The sequence below is a fragment of the Alteromonas portus genome (assembly GCF_005117025.1).
Lineage (GTDB): Bacteria > Pseudomonadota > Gammaproteobacteria > Enterobacterales > Alteromonadaceae > Alteromonas > Alteromonas portus.
The window spans coordinates 72,794-94,957 of the sequence record NZ_SWCO01000002.1 but is presented as its reverse complement, the minus strand read 5'-3'; the positions used below and the strand labels follow the sequence as shown (position 1 = coordinate 94,957).

Sequence of the window (22,164 nt, the reverse complement as noted above, 5' to 3'; positions counted from 1 at the left end):
ATCCCGTTTACGCCTTAAATATACTTTATTGCCGTTTTCCGACTCGTTAATGTGACTTTCTTTTCATCAATTTTAGGTTTAACGTTAAGAATTGTTGTGCGTTAAAACTAATATTAAGGACATAAAATGAAAACAAAAACACTATGCCTTGTTGCAGTAATTGCTGCCTTTTTAAATACAGCGGGCTGCTCTGGAGATGACGACTCAGTGAAACAAGCAGATCTTGAGAAACAAGGAACTGAAATGAAAGACAAATCTTCCACAGTTCAAGCTAACGATAAGGCGTCTATGCCCAAGGAACTGGTAACCGAACCAGTTACTCAGGCTGAAGCCGTAGAAGATAATGCAAAAGGTGAAGTCACCATGAAAGGCAGTATTATTTATAAAGATCTCGAAGGCGGTTTTTATGCTTTTATTGCTGAAAACGGCGATCGTTATACGCTACATGGCTTAGATGAAACCTATCAAAAGAACGGCCTTATTGTTGAAGTTAAAGGTACGCCTAAACCCGACATGATGACCTTTACGCAATTCGGTACTGTACTTCAAGTATCAAGCGTTAAAGTACTCGATACCAGTAAAGTCATTGATAACCTGCAAACACAATGATCGTGAATATAGCTTTGCGTGTAGCAAATTACTTATAAAGGTAATTAAGCTAGCGATTTAGCAATTATAGAATTTTTGCTTACGCGTGAATGTTGCACTGCAACAATTAAAAGGACGGTTATTGATGATAAATGCATATGCCGCTAAAGAAGCGGGTGGAAAACTAGAAAAGTTTCAATACGACCCCGGTAAGCTTGGCTCACATGACGTTGAAATAGACGTTGAAAGCTGTGGTATATGCCACAGCGACCTAAGCATGCTCGATAATGAATGGGGCATGACAGAATATCCCTTTGTGCCTGGTCACGAGGTTGTCGGCACAATTAGCCAAATAGGTGAACATGTAACGTCACTTAAGGTGGGACAGCGTGTCGGATTAGGCTGGCATTCAGGCTACTGCAATAGTTGTAGGACCTGCGAAGAAGGCGATCATAACCTGTGTGCCGATGCTACGATGACCATAGGTGGTCGTCACGGTGGATTTGCAGATAAAGTGCGCGCCCAAGCACGTGCCGTTATTCCCCTTCCCGATGCTATCGATAGTACAAAGGCAGGCCCTCTTTTTTGCGGAGGTATTACCGTCTTCAATCCATTAGTCCAGTTTGGTATTAGTCCTACCAGTGAAGTGGGTGTAGTTGGTATTGGCGGCCTGGGTCATCTTGCCCTGCAGTTTTTAAATGCATGGGGATGCAAAGTGGTCGCTTTCACTTCAAGTGAATCTAAAAAGAAAGAAGCATTAGAGCTAGGCGCGTCAGATACAATTAATAGCCGTGATGAAGATGAGATTAAAAAAGCACGCGGTCGGTTTGACTTAATTATTTCAACCGTAAATGTGAAGCTAGACTGGAATTTGTACCTATCTACATTGGCACCGAAAGGCCGACTTCACTTTGTAGGTGCCACCCTTGAACCTCTAGATATTGGTGCGTTTAACTTAATTGGTGGTCAGAAAAGTGTGTCAGGTTCGCCAGTGGGAAGCCCCGCGACCATTAAAACCATGCTAGATTTCGCTGCACACCACAATATTGAACCTGTGACCGAAACCTTCAAGTTTGATGACGTAAATGAGGCTATTGCGCGATTAAGAGAAGGTAAAGCCCATTACAGAGTGGTGCTGACGAAGTAAACGCTTGTGTAAAAAGTTGATATGTTCCTAAGGCTTGTTGACCTTATCAAGCCTTGGGAAAAAGACAATTAGCGGTCAAGTTAGTCTTCACAAAATGCTTTTTTCTATAAATATGATAGAAGCGCGCCAAGGTGCGCTTCTTTTATTGTGAGCAACGCGAATACTTACATTTGCTTAGTTGGATATTTTATCTGCCTTTGTAATTGTATGTTTTGGTAGGTGGTGTTAGAATTCGCCGCCCTTGAATTTTGGGCTGGTGTTTTATTGCGCATAGAAAATTACTTTTTAACGTAATTCACATCATTTTACCGTGGGTTTTGGTCGCAAAAATCCACATTATTAGACTTATATTTTTGGAGACAGACAATGTCTGAAGCAAATTTCAAACTAGACGCTTCTGTTCGTACAGACCTAGGGAAAGGTGCGAGCCGCCGCCTACGTCGCGAAGATAAGCTTCCTGGTATCATCTACGGTGGTGAAGAAGCACCAGTTTCTATCACACTAGATCATAACAAAGTAAACAACTCTGCTGACTTTGAAGCGTTTTATTCTCACGTTCTTGAGATTAACCTTGACGGTAAAGTTGTTGAAGTTCTAGTTAAAGATATGCAACGTCACCCGTTCAAGCCAAAGATCACGCACATTGACTTCCAACGTGTAATCGCTGGTCAAGACGTTCACACTAACGTACCACTTCACTTCGTAAATGAAGAGAAATCTGCTGCTGTTAAAGCTGGCGGTATTGCTGAGCACCACGTAACTGAAATCGAAGTTACTTGTCTACCTAAGAACCTTCCTGAGTTCATCGAAGTAGACATGGCTGGTGTTGAAATGGGTCAAACGCTACACCTTTCTGACCTAACTCTTCCAGCTGGCGTTTCTTCAGTTGAACTTGCGAAGAACGACGAAGCTCACGACCTAGCGGTTGTAACTGTTAAGCCTGCTCCTAAAGCGGCTGACGCAGAAGAAGACGGCGAAGAAGCAGCTTCTGAGGAATAATCCTCTTGGCTGATATCCGCCTTATCGTGGGTCTGGGTAATCCAGGCCCCGAATATGAAAATACCCGACACAATGCCGGTGAATGGTTTCTCAACCAACTAGCCGACACCTACAACGCCCCGCTAAAACCAGAAACCAAATTCTTCGGTAAAACTGCTCGCATTACCATTGCAGGCAAAGATATCCGTTTGCTCTACCCCACTACCTTTATGAATAAAAGTGGACAAGCCGTAGCAGCACTGGCTAACTTTTACCGCATAGAACCAGAACAAATATTAGTAGCGTTTGACGAATTAGATTTACCCCCAGGTGTTGCAAAATACAAAGTGGGCGGAAGCTCTAGTCAAAATGGCGTACGTGACATTGTGGCTAAAATGGGTAACAACAAGAATTTTTTGCGTTTGCGCATAGGTATTGGTCATCCAGGTCATAAAAGCCGCGTTACCGGCCATGTTCTTGGAAAACCACCAGCAGAAGAAAAAGCAGCCATTGAAAGTGCCATCGATGAAGCGGTACGCTGTACAGAAATTTTGCTGAAAGAAGACCTTAAGCAAGCACAAAACAGGTTACACTCGCACAAAGGGTAAACCTAGCCAGTTATCACTTTTCCAAACTAAGGATCCATACCATGGGTTTTAAATGCGGTATTGTTGGCCTACCAAACGTAGGTAAATCAACACTTTTCAATGCATTAACTAAAGCAGGTATTGAAGCGGCAAACTTCCCGTTTTGTACTATCGAGCCAAACACAGGTGTTGTTCCTGTGCCAGATCTTCGTTTGGACAAGTTGGCTGAAATCGTAAAACCTCAGCGCGTTATTCCTACTACCATGGAATTCGTAGATATTGCTGGCTTGGTTGAAGGTGCTTCTAAAGGTGAAGGTTTAGGAAACAAATTCCTTGCTAACATCCGTGAGACTGACGCTATTGGTCACGTAGTACGCTGTTTTGATGATGAGAACATTGTTCACGTTGCAGGTCGCGTTAGCCCTAAAGACGATATCGATGTTATCAACACCGAGCTTGCACTTGCTGACTTAGAAACAACAGAAAAAGCACTTCACCGTGTTGCTAAGCGCGCAAAAGGTGGCGATGCTGATGCCAAGTACGAAATGAAAGTGCTTGAGAAGATTAAGCCGCACCTAGACGAAGGCTTGTTACTACGTTCACTTGAGCTGACTAAAGAAGAGCTTGCGGCAATCAGCTACATGAACATGCTTACCCTTAAGCCAACCATGTACATTGCAAACGTGAATGAAGACGGTTTTGAAAACAACCCGTATCTTGATCAGGTTAAAGAAATTGCAGCAGGCGAAAATGCCACTGTAGTTGCAGTGTGCGCGGCAATCGAGTCTGATATTGCTGAGCTTGAAGACGACGAACGCGAAGAGTTTATGCAAGACATGGGTTTAGAAGAACCAGGTCTTAACCGCGTAATTCGTGCGGGTTACAGCCTTCTTACGCTACAAACCTACTTTACTGCAGGCGTAAAAGAAGTGCGTGCGTGGACCTTCCCTGAAGGCTCAACTGCACCACAAGCGGCAGGTAAAATTCACACCGACTTCGAAAAAGGCTTTATTCGCGCTGAAATCGTAGGCTACGAACACTTTGTTGAGTTCAACGGCGAGCAAGGTGCGAAAGACGCTGGTAAATGGCGTTTAGAAGGTAAGGACTATATTGTTAAAGATGGTGACGTAATTCACTTCCGCTTTAACGTGTAATTTCTAACGTAGAAATTAGCACTGTTTACTAAAGCCGCCGCAAGGTGGCTTTTTTATTTCTAGCGAATATTTGTGAAGCGTACATGAGCCTGATATAACTAATAAAAAACTAACGGCTTTTGTAATGACTATTAATCAGCTTAGCGCTTCGAACCCTTTAGCTTGCAGCAAATCACAGCACGCCAAACGATTTTCAGTAATAAAAACCTCAATTAAAGCGTTATGCTTGTTAAGCCTGGCTAATTTTTCTTTTGCCAGTGAACCTCAAACTAACCCTGTGAATTCACAAATCAGTAGCGACACTGTTGAAAAGACACCCGCAATAGCGAGTAACACCGCCAGTTGGTATCAAGTTCCTCAGAGTAATACTGTGACGTTTAAAACTGCATATGGTGATGTGGTGATTGCGCTTCACCCTGCCCTTGCGCCGAAACATGTGGCCAGATTTAAAAGTTTAATAGACGCAGGCTTTTATAACGAACAAGCATTTTATCGTGTAGTAGACGGGTTTGTGGCACAAGCAGGCAGTAACGATACTCACGATGCCTCAAAATTTCCGCCGAAACTGCTTAAGCCAATCAACGCTGAATTTACCCAACCGCTCAATAGCAATGTCAACGTAGTTGAGAGCAAAGATATGTTTGCGCCTAACACCGGATTTTTAGATGGCTTTCCAATAGGCATTGATAAAAGCCGTAAAGAAATGTGGGGGCTTCACTGCCCAGGTGTTGTGGCTTTTGCTCGTAATAGCGAGAAAGATACGGCCAGTACGGAGTTTTATATTGTGATTGGCCAAGCACCACGACACTTAGACAGAAATATGTCGGTCGTGGGTCGTGTAGTCCAAGGTATGGATATACTTCAAAAATTACCGCGAGGGAACTTGGACAGAGGTGGCGTTTTAGATGATCTAACGCAAGAAAGCAAAATTAAGCAGGCTTTTATACATACAAGCAATGCTACACCCTATTTCTTACAAACGCCGCACCATGAAGAATACAAAAAACGAGTGAATACAGGAAAAACCTTAGATAACCCGTTTTTTCATGACATTACGTATGGCCCGCGCCCTATTGACGTATGTTATTACCAAACAAAAACCAGTAACAAAGCGTGGTAAATAGCTAACTTTTTTCGTGCAAGTTGTTCAATTTCACGGCTTTTTGCGCGTATTTCGCCCTAATGCGCACACTTAATGAGCATTTAAAAAAAGTTAGTAAAAAAGGGGTTGACGGTTGCCAGTCATATACGCATAATACGCGCCACTTCCTGAGAGGGAAGAGAATAGCAAGGCTACGTAGCTCAGTTGGTTAGAGCACATCACTCATAATGATGGGGTCGCAAGTTCGAATCTCGCCGTAGCCACCAATTCTCATTTATCTCTTTTAGGAAAGTCTAGCTGCGCGGAAGTGGTGGAATTGGTAGACACGCTGGATTTAGGTTCCAGTGCTTCACGGCGTGAGAGTTCAAGTCTCTCCTTCCGCACCACGACTGGGGTATAGCCAAGTTGGTAAGGCAGCGGGTTTTGATCCCGCCATTCATAGGTTCGAGTCCTGTTACCCCAGCCATTCTTTTTTGAATGACTATTATAGCTAGCGTCTACGCGGAAGTGGTGGAATTGGTAGACACGCTGGATTTAGGTTCCAGTGCTTCACGGCGTGAGAGTTCAAGTCTCTCCTTCCGCACCATTTGGGGTATAGCCAAGTTGGTAAGGCAGCGGGTTTTGATCCCGCCATTCATAGGTTCGAGTCCTGTTACCCCAGCCAAATTCTTGAGAAGCCGCTCATCGAGCGGCTTTTTATTGAAGATAAAAGTTTAGGCTACGTAGCTCAGTTGGTTAGAGCACATCACTCATAATGATGGGGTCGCAAGTTCGAATCTCGCCGTAGCCACCAACTTTTACATTCCTTAATTGGAAGTCTACATTGCGGAAGTGGTGGAATTGGTAGACACGCTGGATTTAGGTTCCAGTGCTTCACGGCGTGAGAGTTCAAGTCTCTCCTTCCGCACCAATATTGGGGTATAGCCAAGTTGGTAAGGCAGCGGGTTTTGATCCCGCCATTCATAGGTTCGAGTCCTGTTACCCCAGCCATATTCTTGAAAAAGCCGCTCTTTTGAGTGGCTTTTTTGTTTGTGTTTACCCTTTCTAAAAAGTGCTGGTAGATTCTAGTTAAAAAACCTACGCCCTTCCCTTCTAAATGAATAAATTTGCTATATGCGAGCATAAAACGTCATAATTTCAGTACGTTTTCATTGTCCAATCATTTAACTGTCGTGCTAGTATTGGTTCTTTATCGATATAGCTCGGCTTATTCCAAGGTTTAGCAAATATGTGTTTGCTTATGCCGAAGCGTTTGTTCTGACAACGCTCCTGTCATGTTCAGTTCATCTTTACACGCCGAGCAGCAATTAAAACAATAACGAAGGAAAGTGCGTGATAAACGAATTCGTTTCATTAGTTAACAATATTCTTTGGGGAGACGGCCAGGTACTTATCATTATGCTGCTTGCATGTGGTATTTGGTTTACCGTAAAACTTGGTGGTGTACAGCTTAGGCACTTCGGCCATATGTTCAGCCTGCTTAAAGGCAGTAACACCTCGACTAAAGACGGGATCAGTTCATTCCAAGCTTTGTGTACCAGCTTATCGGCTCGTGTAGGCACGGGTAACTTAGCTGGCGTAGCGGTTGCTATATCACTAGGTGGCGCGGGTGCTATTTTTTGGATGTGGATGATTGCCCTTCTAGGTATGGCTACCGGCTTTGCTGAAAGTGTATTAGGGCAGCTATACAAGGTGCGCGACGAAAACGGCGAGTTCCGTGGCGGCCCTGCGTACTATATCAAGCAAGGTTTGAATAAAACCTGGCTAGCTGTCGCTTTCTCGCTGTGTTTATTCTTTGGCTACGGTTTTGTTTTCAGTGCCGTTCAAGCCAATACTATTACCGATGCATTAAACAATGCGTACTCTTTCCCTACTGAATATGTTGGCCTAGCCATTATTGCTCTGGCAGCCTTAATTGTAGTAGGAGGCCTTAAAAGCATTGCCCGCTTTGCCGAGTTTGTGGTGCCATTTATGGGAATAGGCTATGTGCTTGTGGCACTTGTCATTACCTTTCTTAATATTTCCGAACTGCCAGCCATGCTGCTTGATATCGTTAAATCAGCATTTGGTTTGCAGGAAGCAGGCGCTGGCGCACTCGGTGCGGCTATTAAAAATGGTATTCAACGTGGCCTTTATTCAAACGAAGCAGGTAGCGGCTCTGTACCGCACGCCGCGGCGAGTGCCGTGCCAAACCCTAATCATCCTGTATCGCAAGGCTATATTCAGATGCTAGGTGTTTTCTTAGATACACTGGTTCTGTGTACGTCTACTGCTTTTATCATTCTGCTTGCTGGCGGTTCAAGCTCTGATCAAATGGAAGGCATACGCTTAACGCAAGACGCCATGAGCAGTCATTTAGGCGAAGGCGGTACTGACTTTGTGGCAGCTGCCATCAGCTTATTTGCATTCACGTCTGTAGTGGCAAACTATGCCTATGGCGAGAGTAATCTGCATATGTTCAAGCTAGATAACAAAATAGGCCGTGCAGTGTACACCATTGGTTATTTAGGCATGATTTACTGGGGCGCACAGGCGGCACTACCTCAGGTATGGGCCATGGCCGATATGGCGTTGGGCCTAATGACGGTGATTAACATCATCGCTATTGTATGGATGACCCCTACCATTGTGTCTATCAGCAAAGACTACTTTAAGAAAAAAGATAGTGGCGCAAACATGGAATACAAAGCGGGCGACTGTGAAATACAGGGTAAGTCAGAAGAGGGTATTTGGGATTAAGTCCGGCTTTTACTAGGTTAGTGTTTTAGAGTTAGATGTTACCAGGCTAACTTTGACCTAGTGAGATTAAACAAAAGAAAGGCTAACCTCGGGTTAGCCTTTTTCGTTTGTAGCAATTGACCGCATGTAAAACACTGGTTTTGATTTACCTGCGACAAATGAAATGGCAGCCTACAAGGCTACTGGCAAGTGCCCTGTCTTCACCCAAATAACTGTTTCCTCATCAACGTAAGGATGATGCTGACTCATGTGCGGGCTTCTTATCCATGTACCTTTGGGGTATTCGCCGTGTTCGTCTTTGAATGTACCCGACAGTACGAAAATTTCTTCACCGCCAAAGTGCTTATGAGGCTTAAATACCTCGCCCACAGGCCACTTAACCAGCGCCACGTGTTCATGCTCAAAATTGTGGAGAGGCATCACTTGTAAACCGCCCTGCCCTTGTAGCCACTCTGCCGTATTAGTGTTCACTCTAACCTTAGCCAGATCCCGTTTATCAAACTGATTCAGCTTCACTAAAATCACGCAGCCTTCGTTGCTAAACGGGCTATGTTTGCTACCAGGAGGATTACGAAGGTAAGTACCTGCAGGGTAATCTCCATGCTCATCGGAAAACACGCCTTCAAGCACCAACATTTCTTCACCATACGGATGACTATGCTGCTTAAAACTTGCGCTGGGTTCATATTTCACCACGCTGGTTGTATGACCCGACTCTTTTGCTTCACGCTCTAAGGGTTTACGCCATACCGTGGACGACGGTGACGCCTGCCACTCTTGCAATTGCGTATTAATCGCTAGGCGTTCATCAAAGTTCATATTTAACATATATATCACCGTTCGATATTGAAGCGATGTCGAGGTTTTTGAACGACCATTACTCAGGCCTTAGCAGCTCGAAAAAGTTGTCTTCAGATAGCGTGTAATAGTCGCCTCGTCCGCCGCCACGACTCACTGGCGCGCTTTTAAGCGTGCTGTAAACACCGTTTTCTATAAGCGACTTATCAATGTGTACGCCCACCACTTCGCCCATGATAAACCAGCTATTTACTTCATCACCTGAGGCTGACTTTAGCTGTACCACATCGGTAAGCTTGCACTCCATGCTGACTTTACTCGCTTTTACACGGGGAACCTGCACTATTTCACTGTCGATAGTTTGCAGCCCTGCATGGTCGAACTCGCTTTCTTCGGGTGCTAGAGGTTTGCTTGTTGTGTTCATTGCATCAACCAAATCTTCCGATACCAGATTCCAACAGAACTCCCCGGTCTCCTGCACATTTATCAAAGAATCTTTTTTGCTGCCTACTACAGAGAAACCAATAATAGGTGGCGTATAGTTTAAGGCATTGAAAAAGCTATACGGGGCAAGGTTTAACACTCCCGCTTTAGACCTTGTAGAAATCCATCCGATAGGACGTGGCGCGATAATCGCGTTAAATGGGTCGTGAGCAAGGCCATGACCTTCTTTTGGCTGGTAAAAATGCGTTTGTGACAAAGCCATTCCTTAAAAGTGTGTTAATGTAAAATCTAGCGTTGATATAGCTACGCTACCTACCGTTTTCAAGACTAATAAAAATAAGGGTGTTTATGACTGCACGTAGTGTTGCTTTTTCACGAACAAGACTCACTGAATTAATGGTGCCATCTTTTGCTAATTTTGGCGGAAAAGTACATGGGGGCGTAATCTTATCGTTAATGGATAAGGTTGCCTATGCCTGCGCAAGCAAACACGCTGGGGCTTATTGTGTAACCGTTACCGTTGATGGCGTTGAGTTTTTACAGCCCGTTGAAGTGGGTGATTTGCTTCACCTTGATGCTACCGTCCATTATGTGGGAAACACGTCCTTAGTTGTGGGAATAAAAGTCACCACCGAAAACATTAAAACGAACGAAGTTAAGCATACTAACAACAGCTTTTTCACCATGGTGGCGAAAGATGACAACGGTAAACCCGTTGCCGTTCCAGAGCTTGAGTTGTCTACGCATTATGAAATGCGTAATTTTGTAACGGCTATCCGCCGCAGTAAAATCCGAAAAGAAGCACAAGTTAAACTTCAACGTGACTACGACGCATTTATTCCAAAGGAAGACTTTGCCCTTCTCGATGCGCATAGGTGCACAGTTACCTTTGAACGAGATGAAGTGCCAGCTAAGCGAAATGTAGAAGATTAAAGAGAAAGCACTTAAAACGGTGTCGCCTAGAGTATTAAGCTTTGACAGCGCCCTGCTCTGGGCATTATTAAGTGTTATCCAGTAAACAAAAAAGCCCCCAACATTTGGAATAACCAAGCATTGGGGGCTTTTGAAACCGCTAATTAATTACTCTTACTTATGCAGTAAGCGCATAATTAGAAGCTATACGACACTTTTCCGTAAACAAAGCGGCCTGTAAAACCATAAGGCGAGAAGCCTGAATACGGGAACAAGCGCGAGAATGTAGTAACTTCATCTACCAATTCACGGGTGGTTTCTGGGTACACATCAAAAATATTGTTGGCACCAACAGAAACAGTAAGTCCCTCTGTAAGCGCAACGCGAACGTCTAAGTCTGTGATCCATTCTGATGGAATGATTTCATTGCGCGCTTCAACCGACGATGGGTCTTCCACCTCACCGTAACGAGTAGTGCGTAATGTAGTTGAATAGCGGTCGTAGTTCCACGTAACACCCAAATTCAATTTGCTGTCAGGTGAAGCCGTTTCAAAACGACGAAGCTCCACGTCATCAAACAGGTTGTCTTGGTCAAAACCTGCGTTTTGCAATACTTCCGGCGCATCGATAACACTGGTTACTTCGTTGTCATTAAAGTTAGCGCCTGCGTTAAAATTAAATGCACCATAGTCGGCCGTATTTAGTGTGTACGTAGAAACTATATCCACACCCTGCGTGCGCGAATCTATCGCATTTAAGAAGAAACGAGCCTGATTAGCGCCAGTACCCTCAAGTAGTGCTTCAATTCCTTCGCCAGATAAGTTGTTCGACAACACAATACGATCGTCAATGTCTATGCGATAGAAGTCTACGGTTAAGTTGAAATCAGCGGTTGGCGAGTAAGTAAAGCCTGCACTGTAGTTATTCGACTCTTCCGCATCAAGACCAGGGCTACCCAGCGCTTGTGCAACATCGCTCGATGGTGCAAACGTGCCTGTTTCGGTGGGCTCACCATCAACAAATACGGTTGCGATAGACGTGAAGAACTGCTGCTGCAATGATGGTGCTCTGAAGCCTGTTGATACCGACGCGCGAAGGGCAAATGCCTCGCTGAGTGTTACACGGTGCGACATTTTCCAGTTAAACGTGCTGCCAAAATCAGAATAATCTTCATAGCGCCCTGCTACCGCCACGTTCCAATTTTCTACAACATCAGCTTCTACATCTACATAAAAGCTATAGTTATGACGGCTATTCTCACCGGCAGATTCTGGCGTAAAGCCAGGGAATACTTGCGAGCCTGCGGCACCAAACGGGCCTTCAACAGGATCAGTTACAACACCGCCAGGACCAAATGTGCCTTGAATATAAGACCCTTCTTCACCCGCCGTAATTTCATAGCTTTCGTGACGGTACTCTGCACCCATCGCAAAATTCATTTCACTGAAAAATAACCCGGTATCAACCAATCGTGACGCATCTGCGTTAATAATTGTGGTGTTGTACTCAAGCGTTCCTGCGTCAAACTCAGTTGGGCTAGTTGGACCTAAAGACGTATTTAATGTGTTGATTACGCCGTACTCAAGTTCATTACCACCGTGAGTGACAGATAAGTCGTAATTCCATACATCGCCGTAGCCTTTAATACCTGCTAGTAGTGACATATCCGTAATGTCTGTTTGAATAGAAGGTAGAAAACCGTCTTCATAAATCTCGACTATATTTCGAGAATCTTGTGCACGGCGATAAAACCCACCGCCTACCGAGTCACGGGTGCTGTATCCAGCTGTGGTATAAAACTCAACGCTGTCAGTTAACGCTTTGCCCGCATTGACAAACAACGCGTAGTCTTCAACTTCACCATTTCCGTAAACATGATTGTAGCGATTAACAGTAAGTTCACGGGGATCTAAATTACCGTCAGCATCCCGTGCATAGTTTTCTCGCTGATCGTAGTCTGAGCGATTCGCTTGGCCTCGGTCGCGGTACTCACCAGACACATTAACAAAGCCATCGTCACCCCATTCGAAGCCCACATTACCTCGAAGAGTGAAGGTTTGACCGTCGGTTACTTCACGATCACTGCCTTCTTCAAATGCTAAGTTACCATCAGCACCAATACTTACCCCTTCAAGGTTTGGTACACCGTCCATCGTTGTTACATTAGCACCGTAAGTGGCCGATACTTCACCGCCTTCGGCCGCGTCTTTTAATACAATATTGATCACACCTGCGATAGCGTCTGAACCGTATTGTGCCGCAGCACCGTCTCGTAACACCTCAATACGTTTAATCGCATTTGCTGGAATGGCATTTAAATCCACAGCTGAAGAACCACGTCCCACAGAGCCGTTTAGGTTTAGTAGTGCCGATGTATGACGACGCTTACCATTTACCAATACCAAGGTGTGATCTGGCGCTAAGCCTCGAAGCTGTGCTGGACGCACATGGTCCGTGCCGTCGGTAATAGAGGGTTGAGGAAAGTTAAAGCTAGGCAGTAACTGATTTAAAATCATGTTGGTTTCAGTTAGGCCCGTCGCCTCAATAGAAGATGCATCAATAATATCAATAGGCACTGGAGAATCATTGACGGTGCGACCAACCCGTCGTGAACCTACAATTTGAATTTGCTCAACATCTTGTTCATCAATAGTTGCTTGGTCTTGTGCAAGAACTGACGTTGAAAAAGGCATTCCAGCTATCGCAGAAGCAATAAGGGAAAGCTTAAAAGCAGAAGCGTTAAATTTTGCCTGTTGCATTGTGTTGTTCCTGAATTCTTATAAATTTCTATTTATTGAAGTGAGACTGCTTGTACTTGAAAACATGAGTACACGTTCAAATACAAATTCTTCATTCTGTTGTGGGGTACTGCTAAACGCCAGATTGTCTGATCAGACTTATTATTATTAGAGATGAAAAGCACCGTGTGCTTTCGGGCTGAGTAAATCACAAATAGATTCGCTCGCACAATACTAAAGTTGTAATAATTCCTTAATATCGACGACGGGTAGAATTTTAAAGATGAAGTGACGGAATTATCTATTGCAGAGTTAACAGAGCTATTTGCTAGAGACTATAACTCTCGATAATGAATATAGTTGGGACAGTAGACATAAAAAAAGCGCTCTATTAGGAACGCCTTTTACACTATTTCGTTCTACTTACCACTTACGCTTTTTTTAGCTTCTTCTTAAGCTTTTTAAGCTTCCCTTCTTGCTTAGCAATTTTAGCTTTTGTAACTTTTATTTCTTTTTTAAGCTCTTTTTTCTTAGCCATGATTTAAGTCCTTATCATTGTTTGTAGTGTCGCTTTTACTAAGAATGATTTAGCAACGCGATTATTGGTCGCCATGTTTAGCGATATATTCTCGAATAAAGCGTCTTACCTCACGAGCGGCAGATGTATCCAACTCTTCACACAAGGCTATAAATTGCGCTCGCTCTTCGTCGTTAATGCGAATAATCATCTGACTATTCTTTTTCTTCTTTTTATTGTTTTTCTCAGACATTTTAACTCTTTAATAAGATCAGCCTACTTCATTCGAGCTAAAAATGTATAGCATACGTATATACACTTCAAGAAGAATTTATTTTATCTCCTATTTTTTTCATAAAAGCGTCATAGCGTTGTCACATGACTGACTTCAGGTTGAGCCATAGTCTTGTTTTGAAAGTATCAATTACGAATTTAAGTAAAAAAGAAGTAAAGTAGACCATGACACAGGCACAATCTATAACTCATCTCTCGTGCTTTATTGAAGCGGTGGCTATCGCCAAAAGAAACAAATGTAGTAGCTGCGATGATTTGAAAACCTTACTGCAGCAGAAAGGTTATGAAGAGCTAGTTGCAATTGAAACCGTAGAAGAGCTGAGTCCTCAACTACCTTTGGCTTCCTAAATATTACCTTCGACAGTTCAAAACACACTAACTGTGCTTATTATAGCTGCGCCAGTACGTGCACTTTTATCCAGCGTTTCTCACTTTGTAAGTAAGATAGGCTAAAACAAAAAACGGAAGCTGTGCTTCCGTTTTTATAAGCTTTACCGAATTTTACTTAGGTGACCATTCAAATTGTTTGAACGGCTCATCAACCGGTGTTTCGGCCAAGTGGTTTGTATAGTTACTCATTACTTTTTGAGCCAAAATAAGAATAATTTCTAGTAGCTGCTGATGTTTGTAGCCAGCAGTATAGAATGCATCTAGCTGCGCGCTGTCAACATTGCCTCGACCACGAGTAACGGCAAGCACAGTGTCTTTCAGCGTATTCAGTTTGCTGTCAGACAGAGCTTCGTCGTTACGTAACTCTTCAATTAAGTCATCGCGTACTTTCATGCTCTTAGCAATGCCTGTGTGCGCTGGAACACAGTAATGGCAAGCATGTTCAACGTTAATTGCCTGCCAAACCACTGTTAGCTCTTCTGCGTTGAACGAAGTCTCTTGCGCCAGCTTATGTAGCACCTGATAACCTTCAAGTAGCGTTGGCGCTTCTGCCATTACCGCGTGAAGGTTCGGCAGCATACCAAATGCGCTTACAGAATTATCGATTAGTGGCTTTGCTGCTTCTGGTGCAGTTTCTTTTGTGTGTAAAGTAAAATCGCTCATGTCACTCTCCTATTGATGTGAACAAAAACGTGAGTGGCGCGTTACGCTCCTCACAATTCGTTATGGTGATAATAATAGGTTTACTTGAACGATCGTTCAAGCGATAATTGAACACATGTTCAAAATATTCACGTATAAGGTATGCAGCGATGAAATATGACCACGATGAAATTATAGAAAAAGCCACTACGCTTTTTTGGCAGCGAGGCTTTCAGGCGGCAGGTATGCGTGATATTCAGCAGGCATTGGATATGCGCCCGGGTAGTATCTATGCTCGCTTTCAAAGCAAAGAAGGCTTGTTTAAGCTTGTCATAGAACAATACGCACAGAACAGCGAAAAACGCTTGAAGCAGGTAGCAGAAGCTGAGTCGCCGCTTGGCGCGCTTTATCATTTTTTTGAAACAGCGTTAACTGGCCCCGACGAACAACGCTACATGCGCCAATGCTTACTGGTAAAGTCTATTGCTGAATTAGATATCATCGGTGATATAGCCAAAAAAGCAGTACTTGAGAGCATGCAAACCCTCAAGGCTGGTTTTAGAGATATTATTGAAGCCTGTATCGAAAAAGGTGAACTGCCTGAACAGACACCAGCAAAACTGGCTGCGGAGTGGCTTCAAAATCAATTTGTGGGCTTACGCGCGTTTGCGCTTATGCAAGATGAAAATCTAGCAACCACCCAGATGATCGACAAGGTTATGGTCGATTTAAAAGGGCAATGGCCGCAACAAACCCATTAATGTAGATGAAGGCTTACAAAAAATGAAGCAGCACATTTCACAACAAGTGCTATGAAATCAATTGATTAGGCAATGGTTTATTTAAATAAGCGGTTCGGTATGAGCCGTTTAAACCAAGCGAAAAAAACAGTGTTGTTCGATTTCGGATTGATATAGGTTCGCTTTATCTCCACCCACTGTTTCTGGTCAATAGCCACTTTACCCTCAGCGAAAGGTACGTACAGCTGATCACCCTCAAAGTGGGTTCTAAACTCTAAGTAAAAGTCGCCGTGCAGTTCCTCAAGTAAGTCATCAGACTCGCCCAAACCGTCGGGAAGGAAGTAATGAAACCGAGTGAGAATGAGCCTTCCTTCTGCAGTTAGCTGGTAACTGCCTGCGTAGCCATCCCAGCATGCAGACATCACCTCTACCTTTTCGGGATCAGGTTTACTTTTCAACTGATAAAAGTGTTTTTCACCTTTGTCTGCTGGATGCCCTTGCCAAATATAATAAAGGCTATAACCCTTTAAATTGACTTGTGGACATTGATTAGAGAACCCTTGCGAGAATTGTACGGTCATTCCTTTGAACCTTTTTAAAAATCAAGCGAATTAACTTTAGCAAGTGCCTAGACTTTATGGCTTTCTAAACGCAAGCATAAGCGACTAAGAGAACAGCAACCGCAATAACTGAGCAATCAGCAAAATTCCCATTAAAGGCCAAATCCACTTAGCCCATTTTGCTGCATCCTCGTTACTGATTCGCATTTTAGAACGCTCTATAAGCGGTATAATCAATGCCAGTGCACCAAACAATACCGCCAGTAAAATTAACACTTCCATTATCGCAACCCTATCGCATACTTGAGTACTTCTTGTTTAGCAGGCTCTATACGCTGCGCCACAGAAAGAAGCTGATTTCTTATCCATTTTATGGGGGCAACGTCATTGCTAAACAAGGTATAAAACCCATCCATTGCCGTCATCATCACCAAGTTATCTCGTTTACGTGGCCTTTCATAGTTGCTGATAAGCCTTTGCGAAAATGCCTGAGCGTCTATCGATAATGAGCTTTCGTTGTTATTAGGTTTAAACTCTGAACTTACAGATAGAAACGTTTCTACGTCTTTAAAGCCCAAATTAACGCCCTGCCCCGCAAGTGGATTAATGGTGTGTGCTGCATCACCAACTAACACACATCTGCCTTTAACGTATTGATTAGCATGGGAACGGGTAAGCGGAAAAATCGCTTTATCAATAACCGAAAAGCGATTGCCATTTTCGGTCAATTCATCGGGAAACGTTTTAAGAATTTCACTTTCAAGCTGGCTCGCTTTTAAACTTTTAATCCGTTTGAGTTCGTCAGGCGAGTCATACCAAACTAGCGAGGCGTAGTTATCAAACATGGGCAAAAAGGCTTTGGGGCCGCTTGATGTAAACTGCTGCCAGGTTACAGGTTCAACGGCGTTCTCCATCTTAACGGTGATCCCCATTGCCTGCTGCGCATATTGCCAACCTGTGGTGCCTATGCCGGCCGCCTTTCTTACCTGTGAGTTTGCGCCATCTGCGCCAACAAGCCACTTGGCTTCAATGGTTTCGCCGTTTGAGAGGTTGACCTTTGCCGTATTCGCTAACTGAATATCTTGAACCATTTGACCAGTGATAAGCTCAACATTGTCACACTGCTTTAATGCTTGGTGGCATCCTAGCTGCAACAATCGGTTTTCCACAAAAAAGCCCAATTGGGGCATGTCGATACTTTGCGCGGTAAAGTCTGTTCGATGGGCTGGGTCGTCCCATACGCTAAGACCAGTGTATGGTTTTACGCGCATGGCGGCTATGTGCTCCCAAGCGCCAAGGGCTTTTAGTAGAGTCACCGATGCTTCGCTGATAGCTGAAACCCTTAAATCTGGCCCATCCTCGGGGTTAAAAGGTGCCGGTAGATACGGCTCTATCACTGCTACCTTAAACTGCTGCTTAGCAAGTCCCAACGCGAGCGCAGCGCCGACCATACCGCCGCCATTTATACAAAAATCGACCATTTACTCTCCTTAAAACACGCACTTGCATTATGTCTTAAAACACAAAGCGCTGTGAAGTAAAACGTAGAACTGGCTTGCCCTAGATCAATTCTTAACGAATCGTCTCAAGATACTGGGAATATGCTTACATAACAGGTAAAATATGCGGCTATTTTGAACATCTTCCTGTAACTGACACTATCACTGTTTTTTGCGTAGCGATTTAAGCGCCGCTCGTAAAACAACATTCTGGCAGCGACCTTTGCTTAAAAAGGGTGAAACTGCTTTCACTTACAGGAACACTAACAGGTTATCGAATAGTTGTTATGACTAAAAAGCTGTATATCAAAACCTGGGGCTGCCAAATGAACGAGTACGACTCGGAGAAAATGGCAGACTTACTAGACTCAACGCATGGCTACAGTGCTGCTGAAAGTGCTGAAGAAGCCGATGTTATCTTGCTTAACACCTGCTCTATTCGTGAAAAAGCACAGGAAAAGGTGTTCCACCAGCTGGGACGTTGGAAAACACTTAAGCAAGATAAACCTGAACTTATTATCGGTGTGGGCGGCTGTGTAGCCTCTCAAGAAGGCGATACTATTCGTCAGCGCGCGCCGTTCGTAGACTTAGTTTTTGGTCCACAAACACTGCACCGCTTGCCTGAAATGATCAATCAGCTTCAGGGCGGCGCAAAGTCAGTCATTGACGTTAGCTTCCCGGAAATTGAAAAATTTGACCGTTTACCTGAACCACGTGCTGAAGGTCCAACGGCGTTCGTTTCAATTATGGAAGGCTGTTCAAAATACTGCACGTTCTGTGTTGTGCCTTACACCCGTGGTGAAGAAGTAAGTCGCCCTGTTGACGACGTATTGCTTGAAATCGCTCAGCTTGCAGGTCAAGGCGTGCGTGAAGTCAATCTTCTAGGTCAAAACGTTAACGCGTATCGCGGTGAAAATTACGACGGTACAATTTGTCGTTTCTCTGAGTTGCTTGAATTAGTAGCGGCCATAGACGGTATTGACAGAATTCGTTACACCACCTCACACCCGGTTGAATTTACTGATGACATTATAGAAGCATACGCGTCTATTCCTGAATTAGTAGACCACTTACATTTGCCTGTCCAAAGCGGCTCTGACCGTATATTGAACTTGATGAAGCGTGGCCATACAGCAATCGAATACAAGTCTAAAATGCGTAAGCTGAAGAAAATTCGCCCGAACATTAGCTTGTCGAGCGACTTCATTATTGGTTTCCCAGGTGAAACTGATGCAGACTTTGAAGCCACCATGGATTTGATTCAGGCAGTCGATTACGACCTTAGCTTCAGCTTTATTTACAGTGCTCGCCCGGGTACGCCTGCTGCCGACGCAGTAGATGATGTAAGTGAAGAAACTAAGAAGCAACGCCTTCACCTTCTTCAGCAGCGTATTACGCAGCAAGCCCTACGTATTGCTCGTCACATGGTTGGCACAGAGCAGCGAATTTTGGTTGAAGGTCCGTCTAAGAAGAACCCAATGGAGCTTTCTGGACGTACTGAAAATAACCGTGTCGTGAACTTTGAAGGTACGCCTGACATGATTGGCGAATTCGTTGATGTGAACATTACAGATGTGTTCACCAACTCACTACGTGGTGAAGTTGTGCGCAGAGAGAGCGAAATGGGCTTGCGTGTTGCCGTTTCGCCCCAATCTATCATGGCAAAGCATCAGGCAGATTTGCCCGATGAGCTTGGCGTGGGACAATTTAACCCAGCCTAAACACATTTTATAGCGAGGAAAAAAGTAGCTTGAGTACATTGGTTAGTAACGAATTTGAATTAGAACCGGCAGATAGCAAACGTTTGTCGAGTTTATGTGGCCCCTTTGATGACAACATTAAACAAATTGAGCGCAGGTTAGGCGTAGAGATTACCTACCGCAATAACGCATTCAAGGTGTTGGGTGAACCGCAGCAAATAAAAAGTGCTAGCGAATTACTTAAGCTTCTTTATATAGAAACTCAGCCTATTAAGGGCCGTATTCCCGAGCTAGAAGCAGAACAAGTTCACCTTGCCATTCAAGAAGCCCGCGTTATTGAAAAAGACGCAACCGGCGGCTACGGCAAAGAAGTGAATATTAAAACCAAGCGCGGTGTTATTAAGCCGCGCAATCCTAACCAAGCGCAATATGTGGCGAACATAGTAAACCACGATATTACTTTTGGTATTGGACCTGCCGGAACGGGTAAAACTTACCTAGCCGTTGCCGCTGCTGTGGATGCACTAGAGCGACAAGAAATTCGCCGTATCTTGCTTACCCGCCCTGCGGTAGAAGCTGGTGAAAAACTCGGCTTCTTGCCCGGCGACCTTTCACAGAAAGTTGACCCATACCTTCGTCCGCTTTACGACGCCCTGTTTGAAATGTTGGGCTTTGAAAAAGTAGAAAAGCTTATGGAGCGCAACGTGATTGAGGTTGCGCCGCTTGCCTATATGCGTGGTCGAACACTGAACGACGCCTTTATCATTTTAGATGAGAGCCAAAACACGACGGTAGAGCAAATGAAAATGTTCTTAACCCGTATTGGCTTCAATTCGAAAGCGGTGATAACGGGTGACATCACGCAGGTAGACTTACCTCGCGGTGCAAAATCAGGTCTACGCCACGCTATTGAAGTGTTAAGCGAAGTAGATGACATTTCTTTCAACTTCTTTAACGCTGAAGACGTGGTTCGTCACCCTGTAGTGGCACGTATTGTAAGAGCCTACGAAGCGCACGACGCTGAACAAGAGCGACTGCGCAAAGCACGTAAAGAAGAAGCATTGCGCCTTCAGCGTGAACAGGCTTCTCAAGACGACAGCACCACGCAAACGAAAGACGACAACGCATCGTGACCGCCATTATCGATGTACAGCAAGCATTTGAAGGTGACGAGGCTATTTTATCAGCTATACCCTCACCTTCAGAGCTTGAGCTTTGGGCTAATGCCGTACTTGAGTACGAAGGGTTATCAGAGCAAGAAGTGACCATTCGCTTTACTGATGAAGCTGAAAGCCAAAGCCTTAACCATGAATACAGAGGGAAAGATAAGCCAACCAATGTGCTGTCTTTTCCGTTTGAGGCCCCCCCCGGTATTGAAATAAACTTATTAGGCGATCTCGTTATCTGTGCGCCGGTGATAAGCCGCGAAGCCTACGAACAGCAGAAAAAAGTTGGCGATCACTATGCCCACATGACGGTTCACGGGCTATTGCATTTGATGGGTTACGACCATATTGATGATGCGGAAGCTGAAGAAATGGAAAGCAAGGAAATAGATATTCTTGCGCGCCTTGGCATTGCTAACCCTTACGAAGCCACTGAATAACAAATCAACATAAACAATTGTTATTTAAGCACTTTAACACTTAATAACAATAAAACATTGACGACCAGCAAGAACCATTTTAACGTTGGCGTTGAACTAACAATTAAACGGACATTATGAGCGACGATAATCCTCACTCTACCAACGGCTCATCAGGCAAGAGTTGGTTAGATAAACTAAAAAATTCAATTTCTGGCGAGCCGAGAAGTAAAGAAGAGTTGGTATCGGTTATTACCGATGCTGAACAGAACGAAATCATAGACCCACAAACCCGTGAAATGATTGAAGGGGTTATTGGCGTAAATGAAATGCGAGTAAGGGATATCATGATCCCTCGCGCTCAAATGACCACCATTGATGTAGAGCAAAAGGTAGAAGAGTTTTTACCTGTAATGCTTGAATCTGCCCACTCCCGTTTTCCCGTTATTAGCGAAGATAAAGACCACATTGAAGGTATTTTATTAGCAAAAGACCTCTTAGCATTTGCGTTTAACACGGAAAAAGAGTTCAACCTTCGCGATATTCTTCGCCCTGCGGTTATTGTTCCAGAAAGTAAACGCGTGGACGTGCTGCTTAAAGAGTTCCGTCAGCAACGCTACCACATGGCCATTGTTGTAGATGAATACGGCGGTGTGTCTGGTCTAGTCACAATTGAAGATATCCTTGAAATTATTGTGGGTGAAATTGAAGACGAATACGATACAGAAGAAGATGGTACCGATGATATTCGTCCGTTAAATAAATCGACTTACTCTGTAAAAGCGTTAACGCCGGTTGACGATTTTAACGAGTTTTTTGAAACCAAGTTTAGCGAAGAAGAAGCCGACACTATAGGCGGTATTGTGCTGAAGGCGTTTGGTCATATGCCTGAAACCAATGATGAAATCACCATTGGCGATATTCAGTTTAAGGTGACAAACTCAGACAAGCGCCGACTTATACAACTTAAGGTTTCAGTGCCTTCGCTAGAATAGCAAAGTAATTCAAACAACTTCTGTTTCAGCATAGGGCAGCGTGATTTTATGCATG

22 protein-coding genes and 8 tRNA genes are annotated in these 22,164 nt (G+C 44.1%); 22 read left to right on the top strand and 8 right to left on the bottom strand.

The genetic code is table 11. The annotated features are described in order from the left end of the window. Positions 1–126 precede the first annotated feature (126 nt). The 15 genes from E5672_RS04535 to E5672_RS04465 all read left to right on the top strand — a co-directional run bounded on the left by E5672_RS04535 (position 127) and on the right by E5672_RS04465 (position 8,295). Entirely contained in the window at positions 127–609 is a 483-nt protein-coding gene (locus E5672_RS04535) for a ribose-phosphate pyrophosphokinase (protein ID WP_136781116.1), read from the top strand. 124 nt (positions 610–733) lie between these two features. Continuing rightward, the gene (gene ahr, locus E5672_RS04530) at positions 734–1,735 is read left to right on the top strand and encodes an NADPH-dependent aldehyde reductase Ahr (protein ID WP_014978887.1); all 1,002 of its coding nucleotides are present in this window, start codon (positions 734–736) and stop codon (positions 1,733–1,735) included. A 366-nt stretch (positions 1,736–2,101) separates the two neighbouring features. Further along, positions 2,102–2,734 carry a 50S ribosomal protein L25/general stress protein Ctc gene (locus E5672_RS04525; RefSeq protein WP_014976150.1) on the top strand — a complete coding sequence of 211 codons (633 nt, stop codon included), beginning with the start codon at positions 2,102–2,104 and terminating at the stop codon, positions 2,732–2,734. A gap of 5 nt (positions 2,735–2,739) precedes the next feature. After that, on the top strand, positions 2,740–3,321 hold the full coding sequence (gene pth, locus E5672_RS04520) for an aminoacyl-tRNA hydrolase (RefSeq protein WP_039225631.1): 582 nt from the start codon (positions 2,740–2,742) through the stop codon (positions 3,319–3,321). Positions 3,322–3,362: 41 nt separating this feature from the next. Next, on the top strand, positions 3,363–4,454 hold the full coding sequence (gene ychF, locus E5672_RS04515; RefSeq protein WP_075176301.1) for a redox-regulated ATPase YchF: 1,092 nt from the start codon (positions 3,363–3,365) through the stop codon (positions 4,452–4,454). A gap of 124 nt (positions 4,455–4,578) precedes the next feature. Next, positions 4,579–5,574 carry a peptidylprolyl isomerase gene (locus tag E5672_RS04510; RefSeq protein WP_136781115.1) on the top strand — a complete coding sequence of 332 codons (996 nt, stop codon included), beginning with the start codon at positions 4,579–4,581 and terminating at the stop codon, positions 5,572–5,574. A gap of 171 nt (positions 5,575–5,745) precedes the next feature. After that, positions 5,746–5,822, top strand: a tRNA-Met gene (locus E5672_RS04505). 35 nt (positions 5,823–5,857) lie between these two features. Beyond that, a tRNA-Leu gene (locus E5672_RS04500) sits at positions 5,858–5,942 on the top strand. A 4-nt stretch (positions 5,943–5,946) separates the two neighbouring features. Then, positions 5,947–6,022: transfer RNA gene (locus E5672_RS04495), tRNA-Gln, on the top strand. Positions 6,023–6,057: 35 nt separating this feature from the next. After that, positions 6,058–6,142 (top strand) — tRNA-Leu (locus E5672_RS04490). A 2-nt stretch (positions 6,143–6,144) separates the two neighbouring features. Then, positions 6,145–6,220 (top strand) — tRNA-Gln (locus E5672_RS04485). Positions 6,221–6,272: 52 nt separating this feature from the next. After that, positions 6,273–6,349, top strand: a tRNA-Met gene (locus tag E5672_RS04480). A gap of 32 nt (positions 6,350–6,381) precedes the next feature. Further along, positions 6,382–6,466: transfer RNA gene (locus tag E5672_RS04475), tRNA-Leu, on the top strand. Between the two features lie 4 nt (positions 6,467–6,470). Beyond that, positions 6,471–6,546, top strand: a tRNA-Gln gene (locus E5672_RS04470). Positions 6,547–6,888: 342 nt separating this feature from the next. Further along, entirely contained in the window at positions 6,889–8,295 is a 1,407-nt protein-coding gene (locus tag E5672_RS04465) for an alanine/glycine:cation symporter family protein (protein WP_136781114.1), read from the top strand. Positions 8,296–8,466: 171 nt separating this feature from the next. Here the strand turns inward: E5672_RS04465 and E5672_RS04460 are convergent, their stop codons facing one another. Both E5672_RS04460 and E5672_RS04455 read right to left on the bottom strand, forming a co-directional pair. Then, positions 8,467–9,123 carry a cupin domain-containing protein gene (locus E5672_RS04460; RefSeq protein WP_136781113.1) on the bottom strand — a complete coding sequence of 219 codons (657 nt, stop codon included), beginning with the start codon at positions 9,121–9,123 and terminating at the stop codon, positions 8,467–8,469. A gap of 49 nt (positions 9,124–9,172) precedes the next feature. Next, positions 9,173–9,793, bottom strand: coding sequence for a flavin reductase family protein (locus tag E5672_RS04455; RefSeq protein ID WP_136781112.1), 621 nt, complete (start codon positions 9,791–9,793; stop codon positions 9,173–9,175). A gap of 92 nt (positions 9,794–9,885) precedes the next feature. Here E5672_RS04455 and E5672_RS04450 point away from each other — a divergent pair, with 92 nt between their 5' ends. Continuing rightward, positions 9,886–10,470: an acyl-CoA thioesterase gene (locus tag E5672_RS04450; RefSeq protein WP_136781111.1), complete on the top strand. Its 585-nt coding sequence runs from the start codon at positions 9,886–9,888 to the stop codon at positions 10,468–10,470. 176 nt (positions 10,471–10,646) lie between these two features. On the opposite strand, the gene E5672_RS04445 is transcribed toward E5672_RS04450, so the two are convergent. Beyond that, positions 10,647–13,208, bottom strand: coding sequence for a TonB-dependent receptor plug domain-containing protein (locus tag E5672_RS04445; RefSeq protein WP_136781110.1), 2,562 nt, complete (start codon positions 13,206–13,208; stop codon positions 10,647–10,649). 578 nt (positions 13,209–13,786) lie between these two features. Next, complete coding sequence (locus E5672_RS19860) at positions 13,787–13,957, bottom strand: hypothetical protein (RefSeq protein WP_167483132.1); 171 nt, start codon at positions 13,955–13,957, stop codon at positions 13,787–13,789. A gap of 206 nt (positions 13,958–14,163) precedes the next feature. Between E5672_RS19860 and E5672_RS04435 the strand changes: the two genes are divergently transcribed. Then, complete coding sequence (locus E5672_RS04435; protein WP_136781109.1) at positions 14,164–14,346, top strand: hypothetical protein; 183 nt, start codon at positions 14,164–14,166, stop codon at positions 14,344–14,346. A 153-nt stretch (positions 14,347–14,499) separates the two neighbouring features. On the opposite strand, the gene E5672_RS04430 is transcribed toward E5672_RS04435, so the two are convergent. After that, a complete protein-coding gene (locus E5672_RS04430; protein ID WP_136781108.1) occupies positions 14,500–15,051 on the bottom strand; it encodes a carboxymuconolactone decarboxylase family protein in 552 nt (183 codons plus the stop codon). A gap of 149 nt (positions 15,052–15,200) precedes the next feature. Here E5672_RS04430 and E5672_RS04425 point away from each other — a divergent pair, with 149 nt between their 5' ends. Further along, positions 15,201–15,791 (top strand): TetR/AcrR family transcriptional regulator, encoded by a 591-nt coding sequence (locus E5672_RS04425; protein WP_136781107.1) that lies wholly within the window; start codon positions 15,201–15,203, stop codon positions 15,789–15,791. Positions 15,792–15,868: 77 nt separating this feature from the next. Here E5672_RS04425 and E5672_RS04420 read toward each other — a convergent pair whose 3' ends face one another. The 3 genes from E5672_RS04420 to E5672_RS04415 all read right to left on the bottom strand — a co-directional run bounded on the left by E5672_RS04420 (position 15,869) and on the right by E5672_RS04415 (position 17,811). Beyond that, entirely contained in the window at positions 15,869–16,351 is a 483-nt protein-coding gene (locus E5672_RS04420; protein ID WP_136781106.1) for a hypothetical protein, read from the bottom strand. Positions 16,352–16,435: 84 nt separating this feature from the next. After that, on the bottom strand, positions 16,436–16,612 hold the full coding sequence (locus E5672_RS19855; RefSeq protein ID WP_014948996.1) for a hypothetical protein: 177 nt from the start codon (positions 16,610–16,612) through the stop codon (positions 16,436–16,438). Further along, positions 16,612–17,811 (bottom strand): FAD-dependent monooxygenase, encoded by a 1,200-nt coding sequence (locus E5672_RS04415; protein WP_136781105.1) that lies wholly within the window; start codon positions 17,809–17,811, stop codon positions 16,612–16,614. The genes E5672_RS19855 and E5672_RS04415 overlap by 1 nt, the downstream gene beginning before the upstream one ends. A gap of 305 nt (positions 17,812–18,116) precedes the next feature. Between E5672_RS04415 and miaB the strand changes: the two genes are divergently transcribed. From miaB to corC, 4 genes are all read left to right on the top strand, one after another. After that, on the top strand, positions 18,117–19,550 hold the full coding sequence (miaB, locus tag E5672_RS04410) for a tRNA (N6-isopentenyl adenosine(37)-C2)-methylthiotransferase MiaB (protein ID WP_014948994.1): 1,434 nt from the start codon (positions 18,117–18,119) through the stop codon (positions 19,548–19,550). Positions 19,551–19,579: 29 nt separating this feature from the next. Next, positions 19,580–20,662, top strand: coding sequence for a PhoH family protein (locus tag E5672_RS04405; RefSeq protein ID WP_136781104.1), 1,083 nt, complete (start codon positions 19,580–19,582; stop codon positions 20,660–20,662). Further along, positions 20,659–21,135, top strand: a complete 477-nt coding sequence (gene ybeY / locus E5672_RS04400) for an rRNA maturation RNase YbeY (RefSeq protein ID WP_136781103.1) — start codon at positions 20,659–20,661, stop codon at positions 21,133–21,135. Before E5672_RS04405 ends, ybeY begins: the two co-directional genes overlap by 4 nt. Before the next feature lie 116 nt (positions 21,136–21,251). Next, on the top strand, positions 21,252–22,109 hold the full coding sequence (gene corC, locus E5672_RS04395; RefSeq protein WP_136781102.1) for a CNNM family magnesium/cobalt transport protein CorC: 858 nt from the start codon (positions 21,252–21,254) through the stop codon (positions 22,107–22,109). Positions 22,110–22,164: the final 55 nt, after the last annotated feature.